18 protein-coding genes are annotated in these 22,917 nt (G+C 60.6%); 3 read left to right on the top strand and 15 right to left on the bottom strand.

Annotation, left to right across the window (positions count from 1 at the left end):
• Window positions 1-63: 63 nt before the first annotated feature.
• The 3 genes from BW978_RS13185 (at window position 64) to BW978_RS13175 (ending at window position 3,528) form a co-directional block, all read left to right on the top strand.
• Window positions 64-1,347, top strand: a complete 1,284-nt coding sequence (locus BW978_RS13185) for a DNA polymerase IV (protein WP_076395783.1) — start codon at window positions 64-66, stop codon at window positions 1,345-1,347.
• Between the two features lie 71 nt (window positions 1,348-1,418).
• On the top strand, window positions 1,419-2,150 hold the full coding sequence (locus tag BW978_RS13180) for a YoaK family protein (RefSeq protein ID WP_244551957.1): 732 nt from the start codon (window positions 1,419-1,421) through the stop codon (window positions 2,148-2,150).
• Between the two features lie 145 nt (window positions 2,151-2,295).
• Window positions 2,296-3,528 (top strand): L,D-transpeptidase family protein, encoded by a 1,233-nt coding sequence (locus tag BW978_RS13175; protein ID WP_076395779.1) that lies wholly within the window; start codon window positions 2,296-2,298, stop codon window positions 3,526-3,528.
• 7 nt (window positions 3,529-3,535) lie between these two features.
• Here BW978_RS13175 and BW978_RS13170 read toward each other — a convergent pair whose 3' ends face one another.
• From BW978_RS13170 to nuoI, 15 genes are all read right to left on the bottom strand, one after another.
• Window positions 3,536-5,125, bottom strand: coding sequence for a sulfatase-like hydrolase/transferase (locus BW978_RS13170; RefSeq protein ID WP_083697585.1), 1,590 nt, complete (start codon window positions 5,123-5,125; stop codon window positions 3,536-3,538).
• A gap of 101 nt (window positions 5,126-5,226) precedes the next feature.
• Window positions 5,227-8,727, bottom strand: coding sequence for a DNA polymerase III subunit alpha (gene dnaE / locus BW978_RS13165; RefSeq protein ID WP_076395775.1), 3,501 nt, complete (start codon window positions 8,725-8,727; stop codon window positions 5,227-5,229).
• 339 nt (window positions 8,728-9,066) lie between these two features.
• Window positions 9,067-9,756, bottom strand: coding sequence for an ABC transporter ATP-binding protein (locus BW978_RS13160; protein WP_054150637.1), 690 nt, complete (start codon window positions 9,754-9,756; stop codon window positions 9,067-9,069).
• A gap of 14 nt (window positions 9,757-9,770) precedes the next feature.
• On the bottom strand, window positions 9,771-11,078 hold the full coding sequence (locus BW978_RS13155) for a lipoprotein-releasing ABC transporter permease subunit (RefSeq protein WP_076395773.1): 1,308 nt from the start codon (window positions 11,076-11,078) through the stop codon (window positions 9,771-9,773).
• A gap of 64 nt (window positions 11,079-11,142) precedes the next feature.
• Window positions 11,143-12,465 (bottom strand): proline--tRNA ligase, encoded by a 1,323-nt coding sequence (gene proS, locus BW978_RS13150; RefSeq protein ID WP_076395771.1) that lies wholly within the window; start codon window positions 12,463-12,465, stop codon window positions 11,143-11,145.
• A 504-nt stretch (window positions 12,466-12,969) separates the two neighbouring features.
• On the bottom strand, window positions 12,970-13,248 hold the full coding sequence (locus tag BW978_RS13145) for a DUF1467 family protein (protein ID WP_076395769.1): 279 nt from the start codon (window positions 13,246-13,248) through the stop codon (window positions 12,970-12,972).
• A gap of 153 nt (window positions 13,249-13,401) precedes the next feature.
• The gene (gene mce / locus BW978_RS13140) at window positions 13,402-13,806 is read right to left on the bottom strand and encodes a methylmalonyl-CoA epimerase (RefSeq protein ID WP_076395767.1); all 405 of its coding nucleotides are present in this window, start codon (window positions 13,804-13,806) and stop codon (window positions 13,402-13,404) included.
• A gap of 55 nt (window positions 13,807-13,861) precedes the next feature.
• Window positions 13,862-15,529, bottom strand: coding sequence for a ribonuclease J (locus tag BW978_RS13135; RefSeq protein ID WP_076395765.1), 1,668 nt, complete (start codon window positions 15,527-15,529; stop codon window positions 13,862-13,864).
• An 18-nt stretch (window positions 15,530-15,547) separates the two neighbouring features.
• Window positions 15,548-16,315 (bottom strand): biotin--[acetyl-CoA-carboxylase] ligase, encoded by a 768-nt coding sequence (locus tag BW978_RS13130; RefSeq protein WP_076395763.1) that lies wholly within the window; start codon window positions 16,313-16,315, stop codon window positions 15,548-15,550.
• Window positions 16,312-17,757 carry an NADH-quinone oxidoreductase subunit NuoN gene (gene nuoN / locus BW978_RS13125; RefSeq protein WP_076395762.1) on the bottom strand — a complete coding sequence of 482 codons (1,446 nt, stop codon included), beginning with the start codon at window positions 17,755-17,757 and terminating at the stop codon, window positions 16,312-16,314. The genes BW978_RS13130 and nuoN overlap by 4 nt, the downstream gene beginning before the upstream one ends.
• A gap of 18 nt (window positions 17,758-17,775) precedes the next feature.
• Window positions 17,776-19,287, bottom strand: a complete 1,512-nt coding sequence (locus BW978_RS13120) for an NADH-quinone oxidoreductase subunit M (RefSeq protein ID WP_076395760.1) — start codon at window positions 19,285-19,287, stop codon at window positions 17,776-17,778.
• On the bottom strand, window positions 19,287-21,281 hold the full coding sequence (gene nuoL, locus BW978_RS13115; RefSeq protein WP_076395758.1) for an NADH-quinone oxidoreductase subunit L: 1,995 nt from the start codon (window positions 21,279-21,281) through the stop codon (window positions 19,287-19,289). The genes BW978_RS13120 and nuoL overlap by 1 nt, the downstream gene beginning before the upstream one ends.
• Window positions 21,282-21,288: 7 nt before the next feature.
• Window positions 21,289-21,597, bottom strand: a complete 309-nt coding sequence (gene nuoK, locus BW978_RS13110) for an NADH-quinone oxidoreductase subunit NuoK (RefSeq protein ID WP_054150627.1) — start codon at window positions 21,595-21,597, stop codon at window positions 21,289-21,291.
• 29 nt (window positions 21,598-21,626) lie between these two features.
• Window positions 21,627-22,241, bottom strand: coding sequence for an NADH-quinone oxidoreductase subunit J (locus BW978_RS13105; protein ID WP_076395756.1), 615 nt, complete (start codon window positions 22,239-22,241; stop codon window positions 21,627-21,629).
• 151 nt (window positions 22,242-22,392) lie between these two features.
• Window positions 22,393-22,881, bottom strand: coding sequence for an NADH-quinone oxidoreductase subunit NuoI (gene nuoI / locus BW978_RS13100; protein ID WP_054150625.1), 489 nt, complete (start codon window positions 22,879-22,881; stop codon window positions 22,393-22,395).
• Between the last annotated feature and the right edge of the window lie 36 nt (window positions 22,882-22,917).

The raw sequence follows: 22,917 nt of genomic DNA, 5'->3' as shown, positions 1-22,917 counted from the left end.
TGCCGCTCTTGCCTGCATTCGCAGCGCGGCCTATGGTGCAAATGTTCAACCTTTGTTCTGGCCATGACGCACGCTGCTCCTGATCACCCTGGCTTTTGCCGTGACTGCCTGACCGGGCAGGCCGATGGTGCACGGCGTTGTCGTTCCTGCGGCAGCCCGAGGCTCGTCTACCATTCCGAACTCTACGACCTGTCGATCGCCCATATCGATTGTGATGCTTTCTACGCCTCGGTGGAGAAGCGCGACAATCCAGAGCTGATCGACAAGCCCGTGATCATCGGCGGCGGCAAGCGCGGGGTCGTCTCCACCGCCTGCTACGTCGCACGCATCCATGGGGTGCGGTCTGCCATGCCGATGTTCAAGGCGCTGGAGGCCTGTCCGCAGGCTGTGGTCATCAAGCCCGACATGGAGAAGTATTCCCGTGTCGGCCGCGAAATCCGGGCGATGATGGAGGAGCTGACACCGCTCGTGCAGCCGATTTCGATCGACGAGGCCTTTCTTGATCTGCGAGGCACCGAACTGCTGCATCACGATCCGCCGGCCCGGGTGCTGGCCCGGCTTGCCCGACGCATCGAGCAGGAGATCGGCATTACCGTTTCGGTCGGGCTGTCCTACTGCAAGTTCCTCGCCAAGGTCGCTTCCGACCTGCAGAAGCCGCGCGGTTTCTCCGTCATCGGCGAGGCCGAGGCGCTCTCCTTTCTTGCCGACAAGCCGGTGACGATGATCTGGGGTGTCGGAAAGGCCCTTGCCACGACGCTACAGGCCGACGGCATCCGGACCATCGGCCAGTTGCAGGTGATGGACGAGAGCGATCTCATGCGCCGCTATGGCTCGATGGGGCAGCGTCTGGCGCGCCTGTCCCGCGGCATCGACGAGCGGACGGTGCATCCGAACGACCCGGCCAAAAGCGTCTCGGCCGAGACGACCTTCTTCGACGACATCCACCGGCTCGACGATCTCGTGGTGCATCTGCGGGCCTTGTCGGAAAAGGTCGCTTGGCGGCTGAAGCGACACGAGATCGCCGGGCAGACCGTCGTCCTGAAGCTCAAGACGGCCGACTTCAAGCTCAGGACGCGCAACCGACGGCTCGACGACCCCACCCAACTGGCCGATCGGATCTTTCGCACAGGCATGTCGCTGCTGGAAAAGGAAACGGATGGAACGCGGTTCCGGCTGATCGGCATCGGCGTCAGCGATCTGCAGGATCCGATGCTTGCCGACCCGCCTGACCTCGTCGACGCCCAGGCAGCAAGGCGGGCAGCGGCAGAGGCAGCGATGGACAAATTGCGCGACAAGTTCGGTAAGGGTACGGTTCAGACGGGTTACACTTTCCCGTCCAAACGATAGGCGACCACGTGGCGCAGGCACCCTCCATCATCACGGATCACAGCCGGCTCCCAGGGCACCAGGGCGGATACATGCGGCTCTTGCGGTTTGCCGCCGCCCATCGCCGCACGCGGCCTAACGACCTGCTGCTCGGCACCATCCTGGCTTTTGTCGCGGGCGCGATGAATGCCGGCGGCTTCCTTGCCATCGGTCACTACACATCGCACATGACCGGCATCGTCTCCGCGATTGCCGACAATCTGGCACTCGGGCTTTTCGGGCTGGTCGGCGCTGGCATCGCACTTCTCATCAGCTTTACGCTCGGCGCTGCGTGCTCGGCAGTCCTGATCAACTGGGCCCGGCGCCATGCGCGCCGACAGCAATATGCCTATCCGCTGGCGCTCGAATCCGGTCTGCTGATCGCCTTTGCCGGGATCGGCGCCGTCGTGCCGGCGGCTTCAGCCGCAGCGGTGACCGCCCTTCTCCTCTGCTTCGTGATGGGCCTCCAGAACGCGACGATCACCAAGATCTCCGGCGCCCGCATCCGTACCACCCACCTGACCGGCATGATTACCGATGTCGGCATAGAATTCGGCAAGCTCGTCTATGGCCGGATCGTGCGGTTCCTCGATCATCCACCGCTTGCAGCGGACAGCCGCAAGCTCAGCATCCTGCTGCCCATCGTCGGAATGTTCTTCGTCGGCGGGCTCGTCGGTGCGCTCGGCTTCAAGCATATCGGCCATGCCTTTTCCCTGCCCCTTGCAGCCCTGCTGCTCGTGGTCGTCTCGCCGCAACTGCGACCGCGGCAGACAGCCAAGCCGTGAATCCGCCACCTCCAGCGCAGACAGCATCTGTGGAGAGACGATCAAAGCCGCGTGAGGAACGGCGCAACGGCTCTTCGCGAAACTTTTCTTAAACATCGTCGCTTAGACTGCGGTTGCTTGTGTATTGCGTTTCAAATGGTCGATCATGTTTCAGCGTTTCGCCCTCGCCGTCAGCCTGTCATTGCTCTCCAGCACGGCGCTCGCCGCCGATGGGCCCCTGCAGATCTATATCTCGAAGGCGGAACAGACGCTGACCGTCTATGACGGTGACGAGGTCGTGGCGACGACGAAGGTCTCGACCGGCAAGCCCGGACATACCACGCCATCGGGGATCTTCTCGATCCTGGAGAAGCGCAAGTATCACGAGTCCAACCTCTATTCGAACGCGCCCATGCCCTTCATGCAGCGCCTGACCTGGTCGGGAATTGCCTTGCACGAGGGCAAGCTGCCCGGCTATCCGGCCTCGCATGGTTGCGTGCGCCTGCCGAACGGCTTTGCCAAGACGCTCTTTTCCATGACCGAGCGTGGCGCGCATGTGATCATCTCCGACGATCCCATCGCGCCGAAGCCGATCACCCACGCCAATCTGTTCATGCCGCGCCTGCCGGTCGGCGATGGTGGGCTCCTCTCGGACGTGGAGCTCAGGCCCGGTCGCGTCGAGGCGGGGCTGAGCCCGGTCGAAGTGGCAATGAACGCGGTTCCACCGCGAAGCGGCGCCGAGACAAAGGTGACGATCGAGGAACCGCCTCCGCTGCGTATTCTGATTACACGACGCACCCAGCGCGATGTGGTGTCCGACGTCCAGCGTCTTCTCGGCGCCCTCGGCTTCGATGCCGGCATTTCCGACGGCTTGCTCGGCAGCAGGACGATTGCGGCGATAAAGGCGTTCAAGGACAAGAATGGTATCGAAAAGGACCCGCAGATCCTGTCCGAGGTATTTCTGAACGCTCTCTATATGGAAGCCGGTGAGGACCACCCGCCGATGGGCCAGTTGATGATCCGGCAGAAATTCGCGCCCCTCTTTTCAGCCTCCGTCGACATCCGGGAGCCCGAGAAGGCGCTTGGCACCCATTTCCTCGAGGCGACCGCCATCGATCGCTACAAGCGCAAGGCCGAATGGCGTGGCGTGACGCTCGATGACCACCTTCCTGCATCGACGCAGAAGCGTCTTGGCATCGTCACCCCCGCGGACGACAAGTCCATCTTCTCGGCCGAGGCGGCGCTGTCGCGCATCGACATCCCGGATGACATACGCGCCCGCATCGAAACAATGCTGAGCGAGGGATCCTCGATCACCATCTCGGATACCGGCATCGGCCCGGAGACCGGCGACGGGACGGACTTCATCACCGTCACACGGTCCAAGCCGAGGGGATGAAGGTCCGCTAGTGAAGCTGGGGATCAAGTCCCCAAATCCGGTCCCGCAATTCATCCGCCTGCGCAATCGCCCGGTTGAACTCGTCCGTTCCCAGCTTCTCGAGCAACGTGGACATTTCTCCGCGCAGGTCCACCCCTAGGCCTGCCAGGCCATCGGGAACCGGGATGCCCATTGATGCAAGAATGGTCGGAAAAAGATCGATTGTGCTTGCAGGCTTGCTGACTGTGTCGCGGTGTTCGGTGCCCAGAACCATGAACATGTTGCGGCGATCGGAAGCTTGCAGGTCTCCATAGACCTCGTTTCGCATGGCGAGATGGTCACTCTGAATGACCACGATCGTGTTTTTCAGCAGGCCATCACGCTCCAAGCGATCGACAAAGCGTTCAACGAGCCAATTGGTGCAGGCAAAGGCCTTGAGTGTATCATTGGGTTGCCGGGACACGAACGGAAGTGCCTCGCAGGATGGAGAAATGAGACCTGTCGGCGCATGGCCTCCCAGCGTCGTCAGCATCAGACTGTACGGCGCACTTTGCTTGTCGAGTTCCGAGACCTGCTCGTATGCAACCTGAAGCATATCCTCATCGTGCAGTCCCCAAAGGTTCACGCGCCCGGGGAAACGATGGTGAAGTTCATCGAACCCAAGCAGGCGTTCATAGCCGTGGTTGGCCGCAAAACCGCGCGTGCCGGCGAAATCGAGGCTCGCTCCTTTTAAGAAGACATTCGTGTAACCGTTCCGTTTGAGAATATCGCCCAGGCACTCTGCTCCCGGCAGTATCTCATCCACGAGGTCGAATGAATTGCGGTGAATGACTCCCAACGACAGCAGGGGCACGCCGCAGGTCGATGCCACATGTCCAGCCAGCGTCCAGCCTGTGAGTTCAACCTGCTTTACATTCTCGGCGGACCAAGCCCTGGTTGAAAGATTCTTCAACGGGCGAGCGACATCTCCAAAACGCTCTTCGTCCCACAAGGTCAGTTCCGCGCTTTCGACGAATATGTGGACCAGGTTTTTTGTCGGGCCCGAGGCGCCAACACCGATCGGGTCCTTGAAGGCCAAACTCAAATCCATGGGCGGCGGCCCAGCGGAGGCTAGGGCACCGGCAGCACCTGCCCAAGTGAGCGGGTTCAGCACCAGGAGGGTAGCCGGAAGACAGCGGTTTAGAAACGCCATTCCGCGCGACATGCCGGCGAGTTGCCACCAGCTGATCATGACCAGGACGAAGGGAATAATTGCGACCATAGACTGCTCGAAAGCCTGATCTTGAACGGCTTCCGACCCGACGTCGTAGTTCAGGTGAAACAGAATGGCCTGCACGTCGACGGCGCCGAAAAGCGAGTACAATATGTACCAGACAGCGAGAAGCAGCGTCGCAGCATAAGTCCAACGCAGTGTTACACGTTGCTTCTCGGGATATACCTTCGAGAAGACATACAGAAACAAGAAGATCGCGGTAAACAGCATGGGGCGCCAAGAAGGCATCAGTTCAACGCTGACATCGATGATCGACGTCACCGCCCAAGCGAATACCGCAGCCCATAGAATGGCGCGGACTGCCTGACTCTTGAAGCCTTCGAGCATCCGCGACCCAATTGACATGCAGCAACCTCCAGCTTGAGGTTCAATCTATAGCTGCATCCCACTTTCTATTGGATTAATGGCACAGCTAAAACTCGAGTGAGCGCGACCTTGTCCTTCAGTTAAACCAGTTCGACGTCGAGGACACCGGGGGTGGAGCGCATGGCGGCGGCGATCTCGGGTGAGATTCGGAAGCGCTCCGTTAGTTCCACCTCGATTTCACGCTGACCTTCGTCCTTGATGACGATGAAGGAGACAAGCCCGTCGCCCCTTGCGTTCAGACGCGCAGCGACAGCCCGCAGGGGACCGGAATCCCGCACGAAGACGCGCATTGCCTTCTGCATGCGGATCGACTGTTCTTCGAGCGACTGCGCCGTCTGGATCCGCAACCCGATGCCTTCGGGGCGCTCTTCCGCCTGAACGGTCAGCACCAGCGACTTGCCGGCTTCCAACAGATCGCGATACTGGTTGAGACCTTCCGAGAAGAGAACCGCTTCATACTGGCCGGAGGCATCCGAGAAGGTGACGATGCCCATCTTGTTGCCGGTGCGGGTCTTGCGCTCCTGGCGCGAGATGACGGTACCGGCGAGACGGCCGGCGGAGGCGCCCTGCTTTACGGCCACCGAGAAATCCGCGAAATTCTGGACACGCAGCTTGTCGAGCAGGTCTCTGTAAGCGTCGAGCGGGTGGGCAGAGAGGTAGAAGCCGAGCACCTGGAATTCGCGCATCAGCTTTTCCGAGGAAAGCCAGGGCGTATAAGGTGCAAAGGCGATCCGCTCGGGGCCGCTTGCGCCGCCGGAGCCGAACATGTCGGACTGACCGCTGACGGCATTTTCCTGGGCACGCTGGGCATAACCCATGATGCGATCGATGCTGCCGACGAGTTCGGCGCGGTCGCGACCGAAGCAGTCGAAGGCGCCGGCGGCGATCAGGCTCTCGAACACCCGTCGGTTGATCTGCTTCGGGTCGATCCTGAGGCAGAAATCCTCGATGCTGTCGAAGGGCTTGTCGCCGCGCACCTCGACGATGTGATCGACGGCACCTTCACCGACACCTTTGAGGGCGGCGAGCGCGTAATAGATGCGGTTCGGCCCGGTCTGGAAGTGGCGATAGGAGGTTTGGACAGAAGGCGGCACGACTTCGATGCCGAGGCGGCCGGCATCCTGGCGAAAGTCGACCAGCTTTTCGGTGTTCGACATGTCGAGCGTCATCGATGCGGCGAGGAACTCGACCGGATAATGCGCCTTCATATAGGCCGTCTGATAGGAGACGATGGCGTAGGCTGCTGCGTGTGACTTGTTGAAGCCGTAGTTGGCGAATTTGGCCAGCAGCTCGAAAATGTTGTTCGCCTGCGGCTTCGACACGCCATTCTTCATCGCGCCGTCAACGAAACGGACCGACTGCTGGTCCATCTCCGCCTTGATCTTCTTACCCATGGCGCGGCGCAAAAGGTCGGCTTCGCCGAGTGAGTAGCCCGACAGGACCTGCGCGATCTGCATGACCTGTTCCTGGTAGACGATAACGCCCTGGGTTTCCTTGAGCAGGTAGTCGATCTTCGGATGGATCGAGGCGATTTCCTCCTCGCCATGCTTGCGGGCATTGTAGACCGGGATGTTTTCCATCGGGCCCGGACGATAAAGCGCCACGAGGGCGATGATGTCCTCGATGCAGTCGGGGCGCATGCCGATGAGGGCCTTGCGCATGCCGGCACTTTCCACCTGGAAGACGCCAACTGTTTCACCACGCGAGAGCATTTCGTAGGTCAAGGTGTCGTCGAGCGGAATGGCCGCGAGATCGACCTTGATGCCGCGCTGCTCCTCGACAAAGTCGACGGCCGTCTTCAAGACCGTCAGCGTTTTCAGCCCGAGGAAGTCGAACTTTACGAGACCGGCCTGTTCGACCCATTTCATGTTGAACTGGGTGACCGGCATGTCGGAACGTGGATCGCGATACATCGGCACCAGCTTCGACAGCGGGCGATCGCCGATGACGATGCCGGCGGCGTGGGTCGAGGCGTGGCGGTAGAGGCCTTCGATCTTCTGGGCGATTTCGAGGAGACGCGCGACGACCGGCTCTTCGGCGGCCGCTTCCTGCAGCTTCGGCTCCTCCTCGATCGCCTTGGAAAGCGGCGTCGGATTGGCCGGGTTGTTCGGCACGAGCTTGCAGATCTTGTCGACCTGACCATAGGACATTTCGAGCACGCGACCGACGTCGCGGAGCGCCGCACGCGCCTGCAGCGATCCGAAGGTGATGATCTGGCCGACCTGCTCGCGGCCATATTTCTTCTGCACGTAGCGAATGACTTCTTCGCGGCGCTCCTGGCAGAAGTCGATGTCGAAGTCGGGCATCGAGACGCGTTCCGGGTTGAGGAAGCGTTCGAAGAGTAGCGAAAAGCGCAAGGGATCGACGTCTGTGATGGTCAGGGCATAGGCGACGAGCGAGCCCGCACCCGAACCACGGCCCGGACCGACGGGGATATCATGCTGCTTCGCCCATTTGATGAAGTCGGCAACGATCAGGAAGTAACCGGGAAACTTCATGCGCTCGATGACCGAGAGCTCGAACTCCAGCCGGTCGCGATATTCCTTTTCTTCGTAGCCCGGCGCCATACCGAGGGCAGCCAGACGCTGGTCGAGCCCCTCCTCCGCCTGCCGGCGGAGTTCGAGTGCTTCTTCTCGTTCGGCTTCTTCCGGATCGTCGCTGCCACCGGTGAAGCGCGGCAGGATGGGCTTTCGGGTATCGAGCACGAAGCAGCAACGACGGGCGATCTCGACGGAATTCTCCAGCGCCTCCGGTAGGTCGGCGAAGAGCTTCATCATGTCTGCCCGGCTTTTCAGATAGTGGTCCGGGGTCAGGCGGAAGCGGTCATCGTTCGAGACGATGGCATTGTGGGCCACGGCCATCAGGGCGTCATGGGCATCATAATCGTCGCGGGCCGGGAAGAAGGCCTCGTTGGTCGCGACCAGCGGCAGATCATGCTCATAGGCGAGCTGGACCATGCGCCGCTCATGCGTGCGATCATAGTCGCCATGGCGCTGCAGTTCGACATAGAGGCGATCACCAAACAGATGCTTCAAGGCACGCAGACGGCTTTCGGCCTGGGCCTTGTGACCATCTTTCAGGATACGATCGACTGGACCACCTCCGGCGCCGGTCAACAGGATCAGGCCTTCGGTACCGCTCTCTTCGAGCCAGGAAAGCTTTACATGGGTCGGCTGCCCCGCGTCGCCGCCGAGATAGGCACGGCTGACGAGATCGACGAGCCGCTCATAGCCATCGGCATCCGATGCCAGGACGACGACGGCCGGCAGATCCGGCATATGGCCATTGCCGCCGCGCTTCTCGCCGGTCGAATCCCCCATGTCGATCGACAGCTGGCAGCCTATGATCGGCTGAATGCCATCACCGAGCGCCTTTTGGGAGAACTCAAGCGCAACGAAGAGATTGTTGGTGTCCGTGATCGCGATCGCCGGCTGGTCGTCGGCGACTGCCTTGCCGAGGATCTTCTTGAGCGGCAAGGCGCCCTCAAGCAGCGAATAGGCGGAATGCACCCGCAAGTGTACGAAACCCGGGCCATCACCCAGTCCACCGGACGCCTGCCTGTCGACGCTGTCCTCGCCCATACCGCTTCATTCCCTGATTTCTGAATCGGTCGAGATTTTCGGCTTTCAGGCTCACGAAGTCCAGAAGGAAGTCGGGCGGCAAAGCCTTCCTCACCAGCTTTGCCGCCCGCAGTATCAGAGCGCCATCATCAGCAGCGCCATGCTGGATACGAAAACGGCCATCGAGGCAAATGCAGCAACGTCACGAAGAATTTCGGTCATTTCTGTCTCCTTGTCCCTTTATGTTTTTATTTTGTTCCGCTCTTGTTCCAATGTCAACCTAAAAAAACCGCAGCCTCGGTGGAACAAATTCCACCGAGGCGCACGGCCATTAGGCAAAAAGACAGAAACTGGGAGAGGTCAGACCTGTAGTTCGACGACCTTGCCGTCGACAAGGGTCACGCAGCGGTCCATCCGGCGGGCGATGTCGTGATTGTGGGTCGCGATCATCGCTGACAAACCAGACTGGCGGACCAGCGCTTCGAGCGCCGAGAAGACATAGCTTGCCGTCTCGGGATCGAGGTTGCCGGTCGGTTCGTCGGCAAGAAGCACGAGCGGGGCGTTGGCGACTGCGCGGGCAATCGCCACGCGCTGCTGTTCGCCGCCGGAGAGTTCGGCCGGACGGTGATCGGCGCGATTGCCGACACGCATGTAGTCGAGAAGCTGCTTGGCGCGTTCGGCGGCCTCAGGCTTGGTGAGCCCGGCGATCAGCTGCGGCATCATCACGTTTTCCAGCGCGGTGAATTCGGGCAGCAGATGGTGGAACTGATAGACGAAGCCGATCGACTTTCGGCGAATTGCGGTGCGCTGCTCGTCACCCAGCTCCTGGCAGGCAACGCCGCCAACGGTCACGTCGCCGCCATCGGGGTGCTCAAGAAGCCCGGCAACATGCAGAAGCGTCGACTTGCCCGTACCCGAAGGGGCGACCAGCGCCACGGTCTCGCCAGTGCGCAAGGTGAAGTCCGCGCCTTTCAGGATCGAGAGTACGGTTTCGCCCTGGCCATAATGGCGATCGATGCCGGCAAGCGAGAGAACCACGTCTTTTGCCATTGATTTCGGCATCCTCATTCGTAACGCAGGGCCTGGACGGGATCCAGGCGCGAGGCCCGCCAAGCCGGGAAGATTGTCGCCATGAAGGACAGGCTGAGCGCCATGATGACCACCGAGATGGTCTCACTCGCATTCATGTCCGCCGGCAGCTGGCTCAGGAAATACAGCTCGGGATCGAAGAGCATCGTTCCGGACACCCAGGAGAAGAACTGGCGGATGCTCTCGATGTTGAGACAGACGACCACACCCATCACGACGCCCGCCAAGGTGCCGGCCGTACCGATGGCCGCCCCGGTCATGAAAAAGATGCGCATGATGGCGCCTGAGGTCGCCCCCATGGTGCGCAGTATGGCGATGTCGCTCGCCTTGTCCTTCACCAGCATGATGAGGCCGGAGATGATGTTGAGCGCCGCCACGAGAACGATCAGCGTCAGGATCATGAACATGACGTTGCGCTCTACCTGGAGCGCCGAGAAGAAGGTCTGGTTGCGCTGGCGCCAGTCGGTGAGGAAGATCTGGCGGCCGGCGGCCTCCTCGATCTGGGGGCGCAGTTCGTCGACGGCGTCAGGATCCGAAATGAAGAGCTCGATCGACTGTACGATGCCTTCGACGTTGAAATAGATCTGCGATTCCTCGAGCGGCATGTAGATGATCGACGCATCATATTCAGACATGCCGATTTCGAAGATGGCCGAGATCGGATAGGACTTCACCCGCGGATTGACGCCAAGCGGTGTCACGTCGCCTTCGGGAGAGACCAGGGTGATCGTGTCTCCCGCTGAAAGCCCCAGCTGGGCCGCCATGCGCGAGCCAATGAGAACGCCCTCCCCGGTGGCAAAACCGACCAGATCGCCGGAGCGGATATTGGAGGAAACGACGGATAACTTCGTCAGATCATCGGGGCGGATGCCGCGGACCAGGGCGCCTGTGCCAGCACCCTCACGACCCGAAGCCAGAGTCTGCCCCTCGACCAGCGGCAGTGCCATGGTCACGCCCGGAACCGCTGCGAACCGCTCGGCCAATCCGGCATAGTCGCTCAGCGGCTGGTCGACAGCCTGAACGATCATGTGGCCATTGATGCCGAGAATGCGCGAGACGAGCTCGGTGCGGAAGCCGTTCATCACGGCCATGACGATGATCAGCGTCGCCACGCCGAGCATGATGCCGATGAAGGAGAAGCCGGCAATGACGGAAATGAACGCTTCCTTGCGCCGGGCACGCAGATAGCGCCAGGCCACCATGCGTTCAAAGCCGGAGAAGGCGCGCGCAGATGCGGCCTTGTCCGTGTCCACCGTCTCTTTGCCAACGGCCGTCGTCGCCATGGTTTCTCCTTGCCTCGGGATCAAGTCTCAAGACCCGACCTTGGTTCGGCGTAAGGCTTTTGCCTTAGGCCGTCAGCTTGTTGATCGCCGCTTCGATCGTCAGCGTCTCACGGGCGCCGGTCTTGCGGTCCTTGAGCTCGACTTCGCCGGCGGCCACACCACGGGGACCGGCAATGACCTGGACCGGTACGCCGATCAGATCGGCGGTGGCGAACTTGGTACCGGCACGATCGTCGGTATCGTCGTAGAGCACGTCCTTGCCAGCATTCTGCAGCGCGACATAGAGGCGATCGCAGGTCGTGTCGCAGCCCTCGTCACCCGGCTTCATGTTGATGACAACGGCATCGAAGGGCGCGACCGAAGCCGGCCAGATGATTCCGTTCTCGTCATGCGAGGCTTCGATGATGGCCGGAACAAGGCGGGTCGGGCCGATACCATAGGAACCCATGTGGACAAGGTGCTCCTTGCCATCGGGACCCTGCACCTTGGCGCCCATCGGCTCGGAATATTTGGTGCCGAAATAGAAGATGTGGCCAACCTCGATGCCGCGCGCCGAGAGGCGATCATTCTCGCCGATGGCGTCGAAGGCGGCTTCGTCATGCATTTCAGAGGTCGCTGCATAGACAGAAGTCCACTTGTCGAAAACGGACTGCAGGCCGTCGACGCTGTCAAAATCGGTGTCAGCAGCCGGAATGTCGAAATCGACGAAGCTCTTATGGCAATAGACTTCAGATTCGCCGGTGTCGGCCAGAATGATGAATTCGTGGCTGTGATTGCCGCCGATCGGGCCGGTATCGGCGCGCATCGGAATGGCGCGCAGACCGAGGCGATCGAAGGTGCGCAGATAGGCCACGAACATCTTGTTGTAGGAATGGATCGCGTCGGCCTGGTTCAGGTCGAAGGAATAGGCATCCTTCATCAGGAATTCGCGCGAGCGCATGGTGCCGAAGCGCGGACGGATCTCATCACGGAACTTCAGCTGGATGTGGTAGAGGTTGAGCGGCAGGCTCTTGTAGGACTTGACCGACGAGCGGAAGATGTCGGTGATCATCTCCTCATTGGTCGGACCATAGAGCATCGGACGGTCCTGCCGGTCCCTGATGCGCAGCATTTCCTTGCCGTAATCCTCGTAACGACCACTTTCCTGCCAGAGCTCGGCCGACTGCAGGGTCGGCATGGAGAGCTCGATGGCACCGGCGCGGTTCTGCTCTTCGCGGATGATGGCGTTGACCTTGTCGAGCACGCGCTTGCCGAGCGGCAGCCAGGAATAGATCCCCTGGCTCTGCTGGCGGATCATGCCCGTCCGCAGCATCAGGCGGTGGGAAACGATCTCGGCTTCCTTGGGGTTTTCCTTCAGGATCGGCATGAAGTAGCGCGACAGACGCATAACGAATTCCAGATGGTTATCGATGCCGCCAGATCAGGCGGAATCAGCAATTGAAACGGGATGTCAGGAAGCGTTCATAGCCGGTTGGACTGGAGAAGAAAACCCGCAAGCGCCGTTCGCTCCCCTCGCCCACAGGCGGCACTCAAGCGGCTTCGTTGAGACGCGCAGGGGATGAGTGAATGTTCCGTCGAAACCTGCAAATCAGGTCATTAAATGACCTTTGTGCAACAAGGCAGCATGATTAAATTTTTTTTGGAAGAGTGTTACAAATCTGCAAGATTCAGGGGTGACAAGGACCAATGATTGGGCTAGGTTCAGCCCATAAAAGAGGCAGGGAGTACAAATCTTTGCCACACTCGCGGTCAAGTCTTGGGAGGATCAGATCTAGGCGCGCCCGTTCGCAGCCCCTTAATTGGTGAAGGATCACGCGAAGCTTAGAACAAGGTCTTTTGACCTTGTTTTTTTTTGCCTTGTCGACGGAGTGAGCGTGCTGAGAGGCGCCTGTCAGCCCTGCGGCTCAACTCCTGGCATGATGACGGGCAGATCGTTGAAGCTGATGTCGAAATAGGTGCCGGCGACATACCAGGCGCCATAGATCATTGCAGAGACGATCGAGGTGGTGAGAAAGATGCGCGCCGCACGGAAGCGGGTCGGAGCGCTGGCCACCGTCCCCGGCACGACATTCTGATCTTCGTCCTGCGTGCGCAGGCCGATCGGCAAGACGGCAAACAGCACCAGCCACCAGATCACGAAATAGACCGCCAGTCCCGACAGGATCGCCATGATGTTTCGCTCCAGACTTCAGCCGGCGCCCAGACATCCCGCCTGCGCCGCTCGCCTTCCTATAATCACGGACGCGGCCGGGCACAAAGACAAAAGCGTCGCAGGCCGGCCATAGCTGCAATCAACAAGACTTCATCAATTCGTGAATGGGCTTCAGACCTGTTCGAGCTCGATCAGCGTGCCGAAGAAGTCCTTCGGATGCAGAAACAGGACCGGCTTGCCATGCGCACCGATCTTCGGCTCACCACTGCCGAGAACACGAGCACCCGAGGCCGACAACTGGTCGCGGGCGTCGGGTATATCGGCGACCTCGTAGCAGATGTGATGCATGCCGCCCGAGGGATTCTTTTCAAGGAAGGCGGCAATCGGCGAGTTCTCGCCAAGCGGTTCCAGGAGTTCGACCTTGGTGTTTTCGAGTTCAACGAAGACGACGGTCACCCCATGTTCAGGAAGCGCCTGCGCCTGGGACACCTTGGCGCCAAGCGTATCACGATAGCTCGCGGTCGCGGCATTGAGATCCGGAACGGCGATGGCGATGTGATTGACGCGGCCGAGCATGTCTTCCTCCAGTCGTTGCGGGCAAAGATTAGGTCATCCCTGCCCGCCTCGTCCCTCAGACTTTGGTCAGGAACACCGTGACGATCGGCTTCTTGCCCCAGACTTCGTTGGCAGTCGAGCGCACCGCGCGGCGGATGGACTCGCGAACAGTATCGAGATCCTTGCGACGGCTGCGCGGAATGCTTTCCACCGCTCCGAGAACGGCGTCGTAGAGCGTATCCTCCATCAGTTCTCCCTCATGGTCGACTTCCGGAAGGCCGAAGGCGACAACATCGGGATCCCCGAGGAAATCGAAGCGACTGTCGAGAAGCACGCTGACGGCGACATGGCCGACATAGGAGAGCTTCTTGCGATCGGCGATACCCATTTCCTCGATGTCGCCGACGAGCTTGCCGTCCTTGTAGACGCGGCCGAAGGGTGCCTGATCGATGACTTCGGCGGGACCCGGCGCGATGCGCAGCATGTCGCCATTGCGGACCCGCGGAACGGTCGGGATGCCGGCCTGAAGTGCCAGTTCCTTCTGGGCGACCAGATGGGCGGCCTCACCATGAACGGGCACGAGGATCTGCGGACGAACCCACTCGTACATCTTGAGCAGTTCGTTGCGGCGCGGATGGCCTGAAACGTGCACAAGCGCGTCACTGTCGGTGACGATGTGGACGCCCTGCTCGATCAGACCGTTCTTGATCTCGAGGATCGCCTTCTCGTTGCCCGGGATGGCGCGCGAGGAGAAGACGACCGTGTCGCCCTTCGTCAGCGCCACGTTGCGCATCTCGTCGCGCGAGAGCTTGGCGAGTGCTGCGCGCGCTTCGCCCTGGCTACCGGTCAGGATGATAACGACCTTGTCACGCGGTATGAAGCCGAATTCGTCCTCGGCGAGGAAGGGGCGGATCCCCTCCATGATGCCAATGTCCTGCGCGACATTCGTGACGCGCTTCAGCGAGCTGCCGAGCAACAAAACTTCGCGGCCGGCAGCTTCCGCTGCCTGGGCAATCGAGCGGATACGACCCACGTTGGACGAGAAGGTGGTGATCGCAACACGGCCTTCCGCCGCCTCGATGATTTTCTGCAAGCCTGCCGAGACTTCCTCTTCGGAAGGCGAGACACCATCACGCATGGCATTGGTCGAGTCGCAGAACATCGCCAGCACGCCCTCGTCGCCTACGGCACGGAAGCGCTCTTCGTCGGTCAGCGGGCCGAGCGACGGATTGTGATCGATCTTCCAGTCGCCGGTGTGCACGACATTGCCGAGCGGCGTGCGGATGACGAGCGACATCGGCTCGGGGATCGAGTGGTTGACGCCAATCGCCTCGATCTCGAAGGGACCGACATTGATGCGGTCGCCCTGCTTGAACGGCGTGATCGGGATCTCGGCGCGCGAACCTTCGTAGTCCCGCTTTGCTTCCAGCATGCCTGCGGTGAAACGCGAGGCATAGACCGGCACATTAAGGCCTGGCCAAAGGTCGTTCAACGCACCGTAGTGGTCTTCATGGGCATGGGTGATGATGATGCCCTTGAGGTTCTTTTTCTGCTTCTTGATGAAGCCGATATCCGGCAGCACTAGGTCCACGCCCGGCAGGTCCGGACCGGCGAATGTCACGCCGCAGTCGACCATGATCCACTGGCGATTGGACGGCGGACCATAGCCGTACAATGCGAGGTTCATGCCGATTTCACCCACGCCGCCCAGCGGCAGGAAAACCAGTTCGTCGTTATTGGCCATTCTCAGTTCCGATCCAGTCTACCCGAAAAACACATCTCCGGCGGCAACCGACATCATTCCGTCGGAGCCCCGGTCGAGCAACAAAATTCCCTTATCATCGATTCCGGAAAAGATACCGGAAATCGAGCGGTCAGGGAGGTTCACAGTTATTTTCTCGCCGATGCCACAGGCGACGCATCGCCAGCGCCGCACGATCTCGGCGATCCCCCTGCCCTCGTCCCAGACCCCAAGCACTTCGGCCATCTCGGCGAACAGATGGGCGAAGAACTCCGGCGGCGAGATCGACACGCCCTGATCGGCCAGCGACGTGACCGGGTAGAGCGTCAGATCCGGCCGGTGGGCGATATTGATGCCGATCCCGATGGCAAGTGCCATGCGGCCATCGGCAATGCGTTCCGCTTCGAGCAAAATCCCTGACGTCTTCTTCCGGCCGATGAGTACGTCGTTCGGCCATTTTATCTCGACAGGCTCGCCGCCCGGCGGCATTACCGATTGCACAGCTGCATGAACCGCCAGCGCCACGGCAAGCGGCAGCGATCCCAGCTGTTCGGCCGGTGCGGGATCCAACAGCAGAAGGGTCGAATACAGATTGCCACGCTCGGACACCCATGGCCGGCCGCGGCGGCCGCGGCCACCGGTCTGGCGCTCGGCCGTCAACCACATAAAACCGGAATCGCCCGCGCGAGCGCGGGCGAATGCTTCCGTATTGGTGGACGAGACTTCGTCGAGGGCTTCGTGCCGGAAAACGTCGAGCGAAATCCGGCGCGGTATACCGAGGCTGGTCAATTAAACAACGTCTTCGCAGCTGCTTCCGCCGCGGTCCCGAGCGGACCGCCGAAGAGGACGTAACCGACCACGAAGAAGCCGGAGAGACCGAAGACGAGGCGCAGCTCGATCGACGTGCGGGCGAATTCACCCTTAGCTTCGTCGAACCACATAACCTTGATGATGCGCAGGTAGTAGTAGGCGCCGATGACCGAGGCCAGAACACCGATGATGGCAAGCGCATAGAGCTTGGCTTCGATGGCCGCCACGAAGACGAAGTATTTGGCGAAGAAGCCTGCGAGCGGCGGGATACCGGCGAGCGAGAACATCAGCGCGGTCAGCACGAAGGCCATGAACGGACGTGTCGTCGAGAGCCCAGCGAGATCGTCGATGTTCTCGACGTTGCCGCCTTCCTTCTGGCGCATCGCCATGATGCAGGCGAAGGTGCCGAGCGTCATCACCAGATAGATCATCATGTAGAGCAGGACGCCGGCGACGCCGGTGTCATTGCCGGCGGCGAGACCGACCAGCGCATAACCCATGTGACCGATGGAAGAATAGGCCATCAGCCGCTTGATATTCTTCTGGCCGATCGCGGCGACAGACCCCAGGACCATCGAGGCAATCGCGATGAAGACGACAATCTGCTGCCATTCGGCAAAGATCGGCAGGAAGGCGTCGATGACGATGCGCACGAAAATCGCCATAGCACCGATCTTAGGAGCGGCCGCCAGGAAGGCGGTGACCGGGGTCGGAGCGCCTTCATAGACGTCGGGCGTCCACATGTGGAACGGAACGGCGGAGATCTTGAAGGCAAGGCCGGCGAGGACGAAGACCAGGCCGAATATCACACCGAGCGACGGTTCGCCCTGCGACAGAACAGTGGCGATCTCGTCGAAGCCGGTATTGCCGGTGAAGCCATAGACCAGCGACATGCCGTAGAGCAGCATGCCCGACGAGAGCGCACCGAGGACAAAGTACTTCAGACCCGCTTCCGTCGAACGCAGGCTGTCACGGTTGATGGCAGCGACGACATAGAGCGCGAGCGACATCAGTTCGAGGCCGAGATACAAAGCGATCAGGTCATTGGCCGAGATCAGCAGCATGACGCCAAGCGTGGCGAGAACCAGCAGAACCGGGAACTCGAACTTGTCGAGATGATCGTAGCGGGCATGGCCGACAGCCATGATCATCGCCGTGACCGAACCGATCAGGGCAAGGATCTTCATGAACTTGGCGTAGCCGTCCGCGAGGTAGGCGCCATTGAAGGCCTCTCCTTCCGCGCCGGAAAACACCAGCCAAGCACCCGAGAAGATCAGCAGAGCGATCGCCAGTCCCGTGACGACACTGTTCGACTTCTCGCCCGAAAACACGCCGATCATGAGCAGCACCATGGCGCCCACGGCCAGGATCAATTCCGGCGTGACCAGATGCAGGCTAGCAATGAGAGTTTCAACGGTCATGTCCAAAGGATCCTGTCGTCAGTTCGCAATCAGCGCCAGGGACTGGGCTGCTTGCAAGGCTGCGGAGTAGTTGTTCACCAGATTGTCGACGGAGGCGGCGGTCGCATCGAGGATGGGAGCCGGATAGACGCCGAAGAAGATGGTGAGGGCGATCAGCGGATAAAGGGTCAGCTTTTCGCGTGTGGAAAGGTCGAGCATGCTCTTCAGGCTCTCCTTTTCGAGCGCACCGAAGACGACCCGGCGATAGAGCCAGAGCGCATAGGCTGCCGAAAGGATGACGCCGGTGGCGGCAAAGAGCGCGACCCAGGTGTTGACGCGGAAGACACCGATCAGGGTCAGGAATTCACCAACGAAGCCCGAGGTGCCCGGCAGGCCAACATTGGCCATGGTGAAGACCATGAAGGCGAGCGCATATTTCGGCATGTTGTTGACCAGGCCACCATAGGCCGCGATCTCGCGGGTATGGAGACGGTCGTAGATCACGCCGACGCAGAGGAAGAGCGCGCCGGAGACGAAGCCGTGGCTGATCATCTGGAAGATCGCACCCTGAACGCCCTGCTGGTTGGCAGCAAAGATACCCATGGTGACGTAGCCCATGTGGGCGACAGACGAATAGGCGATCAGCTTCTTCATGTCTTCCTGCATCATCGCGACCAGCGAGGTGTAGATGATGGCGATAACCGACAGCGTGAAGACGAAGGGCGCAAAGAAGTCCGACGCCAGCGGGAACATCGGCAGCGAGAAGCGCAGGAAGCCGTAGCCGCCAAGCTTCAAGAGGATGCCCGCCAGGATTACGGAGCCGGCCGTCGGCGCCTGAACGTGGGCGTCGGGCAGCCAGGTATGAACCGGCCACATCGGCATCTTCACCGCGAAGGAAGCGAAGAAAGCAAGCCATAGCCAGGTCTGCATCTGCGGCGGGAAGTCGTGCTGCAAGAGGGCTGCGATGTCGGTCGTGCCGGCATCCCAGTACATTGCCATGATGGCGAGCAGCATCAGCACCGAGCCGAGCAGCGTGTAGAGAAAGAACTTGTAGGATGCGTAGACGCGATCCTTGCCACCCCAGACGCCGATGATGATGAACATCGGGATGAGGCCGGCTTCGAAGAAGACGTAGAAGAGCACGATGTCGAGCGAGACGAAGACGCCGATCATCAGGGTCTCGAGCACCAGGAAGGCGATCATGTATTCCTTCAGGCGCTTCTCGACCGAGGTCCAGCTTGCGAGCACGCAGAAGGGCATGAGCAGCGTCGTCAGGATGACGAACAGCATCGAGATGCCGTCGACGCCGACATGGTAGGAGATGCCGGTACCGAGCCAGGCATGCTTCTCCACCATCTGGAAGCCGGTGTTCGAATTGTCGAAGTTGATCCAGATGAAGAGAGACACGACGAAGGTGAAGACCGTCGTCAGCAGCGAGACGTTCAGGATGTTGCGGCGGCCGAGAGAGGTGTCACCACGGGTCAGCAGAAGCAGAGCCACGCCGACCAGAGGAAGGAAGGTGACCGTCGAGAGAATGGGCCAATCGGTCATCAGAGGGAGCTCCCGAGCATCATCCAGGTAACAAGTGCCGCAATGCCGATGAGCATCGCGAAGGCATAGTGATAGAGGTAACCCGACTGCAGGCGGACGACCTTCTGGGTCAGGCCGCCGACGGCCGAGGCAACGCCGTTCGGGCCATAGGCGTCGATGGTGGCGACGTCACCCTTCTTCCAGAGGAAGCGGCCGAGCGCCTTGGAGGACCGAACGAAGAGGAAGTCATAGAGCTCGTCGAAGTACCACTTGTTGAGCAGGAACTGGTAGAGCATCCACTGCTGTTCAGCGAGCTTCTTCGGTGCCGACGGGTTCTTGATATACATGTACCAGGCGGTGACGAAGCCGAGCGTCATGGCAATGAACGGGCTCCACTTCACCCACTTCGGAACGTCATGGAACTCTTCCAGTACCGTGTTGGTCGGAAGCGTGAAGAGCGCGCCCTTCCAGAACTCGGCATAGTGATGGCCGAAGAAGTAGTCGTGGAAGATGAAGCCGGCAAACAGTGCGCCGAAACCGAGCAGGTAGAACGGGATCAGCATCACCTGCGGGCTTTCATGCACATGGTGCATGACGTCAGCAGAGGCACGCGGCTTGCCGAAGAAGGTCAGGAACGCCAGGCGCCAAGAATAGAAGCTCGTGAACAGAGCCGCAATCACCAGCATTGTGAAGGCAAAACCACCGACGGCCGAGCTCGAGGCGAAGGCAGACTCGATGATGTAGTCCTTCGAGAAGAAGCCAGCGGTACCGATCAGGGTTCCCGGGATGCCGACGCCGGTCAGGGCGATCGTTCCGATCGTCATGGCCCAGAACGTCACGGGGATATGCTTGCGCAGACCACCCATGTAACGCATGTCCTGCTCGCCATCGACGGCGTGGATGACGGAGCCTGCGCCCAAGAACAGCAGTGCCTTGAAGAAGGCGTGCGTGAAGAGGTGGAAGACGGCTGCGCCATAGGCACCGACGCCAAGCGCCACGAACATATAGCCGAGCTGCGAGCAGGTCGAATAGGCGATAACGCGCTTGATGTCGTTCTGCACAAGGCCGACGGTCGCCGCGAAGAAGGCGGTGATTGCGCCGACGATGGTGACGACGGTCAGGGCATCCGGTGACAGTTCGAAGACCGGGGACATGCGGGCGACGAGGAAGACGCCGGCGGTGACCATGGTTGCGGCGTGAATGAGTGCCGAAACCGGGGTCGGGCCTTCCATCGCGTCCGGCAGCCAGGTGTGCAGCAGGAACTGCGCCGACTTACCCATCGCGCCCATGAAGAGCAGCAGGCAGGCGCCGGTCAGCGCATGGCTGCGGTCAAGCTGCATGCCGAAGAGGTTGAGTACGACCTCAGGCGAGGCCGCGGGATCGGCCGGCAAATAGGACTGGGCGGAAGCGAAGATCGTTTCGAAATTGATCGAGCCGAACATCACGAAGAGCGCCGAGATGCCGAGGATGAAGCCGAAGTCGCCGACGCGGTTGACGATGAAGGCCTTCATGGCAGCGGCGGACGCGGACGGCTTCTTGTACCAGAAGCCGATCAGCAGATAAGACGCAAGGCCCACGCCTTCCCAGCCGAAGAACATCTGCAGCAGGTTGTCCGACGTGATGAGCATCAGCATCGCGAAGGTGAAAAGCGACAGATAGGCAAAGAAGCGCGGCCGATGCGGATCGTGGTGCATGTAGCCGATCGAGTACAGGTGCACGAGGCACGACACCGAGTTGACCACCACGAACATCACAGCCGTCAGCGTATCGACGCGGAAGGCCCATTCAACGTCGATGCCGCCGGACTGGATCCAGCGCATCACGGGCACCTTGATGACCTCGTGGGCCTCATGGCTCATGGCAACGTTGAAGAACACGATCCAGGAGAGGATCGCCACGATGATCATCAGACCCGTGGTGATGTATTCCGACGCCTTGGCGCCGATCTGGCGGCCAAGCAAGCCGGCGATCAGGAAGCCGATCAGGGGGAGAAAGACGATAGCCTTGTAGATCATGACCCGATCAGCCCTTCATCATGTTGACGTCTTCGACGGCGATGGAGCCGCGATTACGGTAGAAGACCACGAGGATCGCCAGACCGATGGCCGCTTCGGCAGCCGCAACCGTCAGGATAAACAGCGCGAACACCTGGCCGACGAGGTCGCCGAGGAAACTCGAGAAGGCCACCATGTTGATGTTCACAGCGAGCAGGATCAGTTCGATCGACATCAGGATGACGATGATGTTCTTGCGGTTCAGGAAGATGCCGAAGACGCCCAGGGTGAACAGTAGGGCACTGACTGTCAGGTAGTGGGAAAGACCGATTTCCATAATTCTTGTTCCTTGACCTCGTGCTCGGCTCAGACGCCCTGGCCCGGCTTGACCTTGACAACCTTGACGGCGGTTTCCGGCGTGCGGGCGACCTGGGCGGCGATGTCCTGGCGCTTAATGTTGGTGCGGTGGCGCAGCGTCAGCACGATCGCGCCGATCATGGCGACGAACAGGACGAGACCGGCGATCTGGAAGAAGAAGACGTAGTCCGTGTAGAGCACGTCGCCAAGCGCCTGGGTATTCTGGCGGTCTGCCACAGCGGGAATAGGCTGGGTGATCGCGTTCAGGGCTTCCGGGCTGATCGTGGTTCCACCGATGACGACGACAAGTTCGACCGCAACGATGAGGCCGATAAGCGCGCCAACCGGTGCGTATTTCGCAGCCCCTGCCCTCAGTTCGGTGAAGTCGATGTCGAGCATCATCACGACGAAGAGGAAGAGAACCGCGACCGCGCCGACATAGACGACCAGCAGGATCATCGCCAGGAATTCAGCTCCCGTGAGGAGCAGAAGACCCGCTGCGTTGATGAAGGTCAGAATGAGGAACAGGACCGAATGGACCGGGTTCCGAGCCGATATCACCATGAAGGCCGAAGCCACAGCGACAAAGGCGAAGAGATAGAAAAAGAGAGCCTGAAGACCCATGTTGGTGCCTTTTCATCTTCCCCCGGACGAGGGCCCTGCCCCGCCGCCCGATAAGGCGTGACCGATATCCCCATCGGCACGCCCGTTACAAAATTCATCATGTGCCCCGGCGAAGCCCCGCGCTCCGCCTAAGGCGATCGATCCCAAGGGATCAGCGGTAAGGCGAGTCGATCGCGATGTTACGCGCGATTTCCCGTTCCCAGCGGTCGCCATTGTCGAGCAGGCGCGCCTTGTCGAAGTAAAGTTCTTCGCGGGTCTCGGTGGCGAACTCGAAGTTCGGTCCCTCGACGATCGCGTCGACCGGGCAGGCTTCCTGGCAGAAACCGCAATAGATGCACTTCACCATGTCGATGTCGTAACGCACCGTGCGGCGGGTGCCGTCATTGCGGCGCGGCCCTGCCTCGATGGTGATGGCCTGGGCAGGACAGATTGCCTCGCAGAGCTTACAGGCGATGCAGCGCTCTTCGCCGTTCGGATAGCGACGCAGCGCATGCTCGCCGCGGAAGCGCGCCGAGACCGGGCCCTTCTCGAACGGGTAGTTGATCGTTGCCTTCTGCTTGAAGAAGTAGCGCATCGACAGAAAGAAAGCGCCGACGAATTCCTTCAGGAAGACCGAATTGATAGCCTGTGCAATTGCCATCTTATTCTCCAATGCAGCTGAGGTTGCGGCCGGGCG

The organism is Rhizobium sp. RU33A, from assembly GCF_900156055.1.
Classification (GTDB): domain Bacteria; phylum Pseudomonadota; class Alphaproteobacteria; order Rhizobiales; family Rhizobiaceae; genus Allorhizobium.
The sequence above is the reverse complement of the archived record's forward strand: the minus strand, read 5'-3'. Positions and strand labels throughout refer to the sequence as shown.